Source organism: Kribbella koreensis (genome assembly GCF_039525325.1).
GTDB classification, from domain to species: Bacteria; Actinomycetota; Actinomycetes; order Propionibacteriales; family Kribbellaceae; genus Kribbella; species Kribbella koreensis.
The window spans coordinates 799235-804570 of the sequence record NZ_BAAAHK010000003.1; the positions used below are offsets into that span (position 1 = coordinate 799235).

General features: G+C 68.3%; 3 protein-coding genes. 2 read left to right on the plus strand and 1 reads right to left on the minus strand.

The features are described 5' to 3' along the window. The first annotated feature begins 186 nt into the window (after positions 1-186). Entirely contained in the window at positions 187-3426 is a 3240-nt protein-coding gene (locus tag ABD116_RS07400; RefSeq protein WP_343966227.1) for a TIM-barrel domain-containing protein, read from the plus strand. Positions 3427-3525: 99 nt separating this feature from the next. After that, complete coding sequence (locus tag ABD116_RS07405) at positions 3526-4902, plus strand: BTAD domain-containing putative transcriptional regulator (RefSeq protein WP_343966229.1); 1377 nt, start codon at positions 3526-3528, stop codon at positions 4900-4902. Positions 4903-5043: 141 nt separating this feature from the next. Here ABD116_RS07405 and ABD116_RS07410 read toward each other — a convergent pair whose 3' ends face one another. Continuing rightward, entirely contained in the window at positions 5044-5286 is a 243-nt protein-coding gene (locus ABD116_RS07410; protein ID WP_343966232.1) for a hypothetical protein, read from the minus strand. Between the last annotated feature and the right edge of the window lie 50 nt (positions 5287-5336).

The window sequence follows — 5336 nt, forward strand, 5'->3', positions numbered from 1 at the left end:
ATACCCGCAACGCTAGGCAGCCCGTAACGTCGGCGACATCCCATCCACTGGCGCTTCGGAGGTAGAGCTGACACCACCAACGACCACCTCTGGACACGCCGACCCTCACCGTGCTCATATTTGCCCTGCAAGGATTTCCATCGTTGTAGACCGCCCCCTCTTCGAGATCGGAGTCCGATCGTGCCGATGAGAACAGCCGGTACCGTCCCCCGCGCCCTCACTGTCGCCCTGGCCGCGTGCGTCGTGTCCGCCGGGTTGATCGCCCGGCCGGCCGACGCCACCAACAGCACCGTCGCCAGGCAAACCGTCATCACCGGCAACGCCCGCTTCCAAGTACTCTCCCCCACCCTGATCCGCACGGAGTACGCCGGCGACGCCCAGTTCCAGGACTCCGCGACCTTCAACGCCGTCGGACGCGAGGACTTCAAGCCAGTCCCGTTCACCTCGTCGGTGACAGGCGGCGTACTCACCATCCGGACGAGCGCGGCGACCCTTACCTACAAGGTCGACTCGGGCCCGTTCGACGCGAGCAATCTCAGTATTCAACTGAAGGCTGGACCGACCCCTGTCGTGGCGGCGCCTTGGCACCGGCTGACCTGCGCTGTCGATGCGTTGTGCGAGGGTGAGGACCTGGTTGCCGATGGGCTCGGGGTTGCGACCGATCATCGGGGTTACACCGGTGCGGGGTTCCTTGCTGGATTCGAAACCACCGGAGCGCAGGCATCCGCGGACGTCCTCGTCGCTGACGCCGGGGCGTACGCCTTCACCGCTCGGTATGCCAACGGGACTGGTGGCGATGGAAAGCACGAGACCCGGACGCTCAGCGTGTCCGTTGACGGTGGAGCGGCCCGAGCGGTGTCGTTCGGGCCGACGGACGGGTGGGACTCTTGGGGGCTGGCGTCAGTGCCTCTCGCCCTCGGAGCCGGGCACCACGTCTTGCGGCTCGTCCGGAGCGCGACTGATTCGGGCAACATCAACGTCGACAGTTTCGCAGTACTCAAGGCGGGTGACGCCTATCCACCGGCGAGTGCTCGTGCGTACGGCGATTGCGCCTTCGCGGTCAGCTGCGAGGCCGAGGCCGGTCTCCCAGCCGGATCAGCCGTGGTGGCGAGTGACCATCCCGGGTACGCCGGACACGGCTTCATCGCGGAGCTGAACACCGACTCGAGCCTCACCCAGCGAGTCGTCGGCGTCCCGGCGGACGGCACCTACCAACTCCACCTCCGCTATGCCAACGGCACCGGTGGCGACGGCCGCCACGAGACCCGGACCGCCACCATCACGACCGGCGGCGTGACGCGCACGATCTCCCTCCCGGCGACCACCGACTGGAACGCGTGGGGCACCGCGTCCATCCCAGTCGACCTCAAGGCCGGCACGAACGAGGTCGTCCTCGGCTGCCCGGAGGCGACGAGCTGCCACGTCAACCTCGACACGGTCGCGGTTGCGGCAACCGGCGTACCGGCTCCGCAACCGCACCTGGCGCTCGGCGGATACCGGCGCGGACTCGACGGGGTCAATGGCGACAACGGGTCGCCGACCACCACCGAGGGCCTGCTGCACAAGGACGGCTGGTACCTCCTCGACGACACCACCTCGGCGCTCTACGACGCTCCAGCCCGCCGGGTCACCCAACGCCCGGCACACGGCAGTGCGGCCTACCAGGATGGCTATGTCTTCGGATTCGGCCACGACTACAAGACCGGGCTCGGGGACCTCAAGACGCTGACCGGACCGGCCGAGCTGCTGCCGCGCTGGGCCTATGGCGTCTGGTATTCGGAGTACTTCGATCGCACAGCGGCCGACTACCGCGACACCATCCTGCCCGCCTTCCGCGCCAACGGCGTACCACTGGACGTCCTGGTCACCGACACGGACTTCAAGGCGCCCGACACCTGGAACGGCTGGCAGTTCGACACCGCGAAGTTCCCCGACCCCGCCGGGTTCTTCGCCTGGTCGAAGTCAGCAGGTCTACACAACAACCTCAACATCCATCCCAGCATCATGGGCAACGACCCACAGTTCGCCCAGGCGCAGGCCACCGCGAAGGGCAAGCTGACCAAGTCCGGCTGCGGCGCCGACTGCTACGTCTTCGACTGGGCCGACCCCGATCAGCTCAAGGCCTACCTCGACCTGCACGCCGCGATGATGCAGCAAGGCAACGACTTCTGGTGGCTCGACTGGTGCTGTGACAGCTCCCGCTCCAGCCTGCCCGGCGTCACCCCGGACGCCTGGATCAACCAGCAGTACGCCGACCTGGCCGCGCCGGCGATCGGTCGAGGATTCGTCATCTCGCGGGCCTACGGATCGTTGCAAGCCGGTGGCTACGGCGGTCCGACGGCGTTGGCGACCGGTCCTTGGGCGGACAAGCGCAGCACGCTCCACTTCACCGGCGACACCTCGTCGACCTGGGGCACCCTGCGGATGGAGGTCGGGGCGACGCCGGCCGAGTCGGTGGCGACCGGCATGTCGGCGATCAGCCACGACATCGGCGGCCACAACGACGGCAACGGGCTGCCGGGCAGCGAGCTCTACACCGTCGGCGGGCAACAACGCAGGACGTCGAAGCTGCCCGACGACATGTATGCCCGGTGGGTGCAGCTCGGCACGTTCCAGCCGATCGACCGGTTGCACAGCAACCACAGCGACCGGCTGCCCTGGCAGTACGGGACAGCGGCGGCCGAGTCGGCCAAGCGGTTCCTCAACCTTCGCGAGAACTTGGTGCCCTACACCTACACGCTTGCTCGGGAGGCGGCGACTACCGGCGTACCGGTGGTTCGGCCGACCTACCTGGAGTATCCGGAGGAGCCGGCGGCCTACGCGACGGCCGGTAGTGAGTACCTGTACGGGCCGGACGTACTGGTGGCTCCGGTGACGACGCCGGGGGCACAGACGAGCACAAGCGTCTGGTTCCCACCGGGCCAGTGGACGGACTACTTCACCGGCAGGACGTACGCCGGTGGAACGACCCAGTCGGTCACCACGGATCTCGGGACCATGCCCGTGTTCGTCAGGTCCGGCGGCATCATGACGACCCGCACCGAGAACGTGACCAACGACGTCCAGAACCCCCTGGACAAGGTGACCGCGACGATCGCAACCGGCGCCTCAGGCACCTTCGAGCTCTACGAGGACGACGGCTCGACCACCGACCAGGCGCTGACCGCGACGACCGAACTCACCTACCAGGAGACCCCCAACCGGCACGAACTCACCATCGACCCCACCCAGGGCCGCTACCCCGGTCAGGTGACCGAACGAGAGTGGACGGTGAAGCTCCTCGGCGTCCAGGCTCCACCGGCCCGGATCAGCCTCAACGGCCACCGCCTCGACACCGAGAACTGGGCCTGGGACACCACCACCCGGACCCTGACCGTGAAAGCGCCTTCCCAACGGATCAGGACGGCACTCCGAATCTCCTACTGACAACCCTTTGCACAGGTAGGCTCCGGTAACGCTTCGCGGTCAGAGCGAGGCTTACCGGAGTACTACATGGATGCGGGGGACATATTGGGGCAGTCTCGCGTGCGGCTGGGGATTCTCGGGCCTTTGCGGGTGCAGGTGGGTGGCGAAACAGTGGCGGCCAAGCGGCCGGCTGTTCGTCATCTGCTGGGTGCGCTGCTGCTGCACAGCGGCGAGGCGCCGAGTGCCGCTCGGGTGACGGAGCTCGGTTGGGGTCCGGCCGGGTGCTCGAGCGGGTCGTTGCATACGACCGTGTCGCGGCTCCGGGACTGGCTCAAGGAGGAGTGCGGGCCGACAGCGACCGTCACCTGGGACGGGCACGGATACCGGCTCGAGCTCCCTGACTCGGACGATGACCTCGCGACCTACCGGCAACTCGTCCTGGCGCCGCGAGCGACCGAGCCGACTGAGCGCGCCCACGAACTGCACCGCGCGCTCGACCTCTGGCGCGGGCCGCTCTTCGCCGACGGCCCCGAATGGATCCGCACCGACCCGCTGGTACGCCGCTGGGAGGAGTCGCGGATCAGCCTGGCCCTCGAACTCGCCGACGCGGCGCTGGAGGCCGGCAAGCCCGAGTTCGCGCTGAACCAGTTGGAGCAACTGGCGGCCGAGCTCCCGTACGACGAGCGAGTCCACGCCCGCCTGTTGACCATCCTGCTCGCCTGCGGCCGACGAGCCGAGGCCCTGCGCCGGTACGACGACGTACGCCGCCGGCTGTCCGAAGAACTCGGAGTCAGCCCCAGCGGAGCCCTCGCGGAGGTCCACGCCGAGTTGCTCCGTGAGCCGCGCTCGGCACGAGCCCCGTTCCACGACCGGCCGAAGTCAGGCCAGCTGGTGATCGGCAGTCACGAAGCGATCATCGCCCTGCCCGAGGTCCGCGCCCTGCTCGCCGAGATGCGACTGCACCACCCGGACCTCACCATCAAGGTCCGCCACCTGGACTTCGTCGAACAGGTGACCGCGCTGCCGCAGGGCCAGGTCGACGTCATCGTCGCGTACCTCCCCGTCCCGCCCGGCGTTCCGGTTCAGGTCATCGGCACCGGCTCCCGCGCGGTCGCCGTCAGCAACAACCATGAACTGGCGGGCCGTGACCAGCTCCGGATCGCGGACCTGAAGGGTCACAAGGTGGTGAGCCTGTCCCCCAGCGTCCACCAGGAGTACCGCGACTTCTGGGCCGTCGATCCCCGCCCCGACGGCAGCCGCGTCGACTTCACCGACGACGAGGTCACCAACCTCGAAGAACTCTTCTCAGCCGTTGCCCTGGGCCCCAACATCACCGTCGTCCCGGCGAAGTGCCGCGACTTCTACCCCCGGCCCGACATCGCCTACATCGACGTCGTGGACATGGCCCCCATCACGGTCGCCCTGGCCTGGCTCCCCGGCCCCGAGCGCCCCGCCCTCGACGCCCTGGTCACCGAGGCTGCCCGTCTCCAGGCCTGACCGCGCCTCACGCTTCACCGATGGCTGGGGCAGCAGCAGATCCCGTCGCGTAGACGCTTCCCGCACCATCCCTCATTGCCCAGCCTCCAGACCGAGCCACCTCGGCCGACCCGACCTGGCGCGAGCCACTGGCCGGCCGGGTCAGGTCGCGGTTCGGGGGCGGCACCATTCGCGGCGGGCAGCCAGGCCGAAGCAGAGCGCGGCCACGCTGAGCACTGCCACGATCGCCCATTCCAGAGCGCCGTTGCCGCCGTCCGGGTCCCAGCCGATGAGGAGTTCGATCCATTCGCGGCTGATCAGCGTGACCACCGCCAGCAGCAGCGCAGCCACCGAGAAGCCGGACTGCAGCCAGAAGCGAGTACGTACCGCGGGCAACGAAGACATCAGGCAAGCTCCTTCGACGAGGGCGAGGACGAGGACAAGACGGGCCAGGA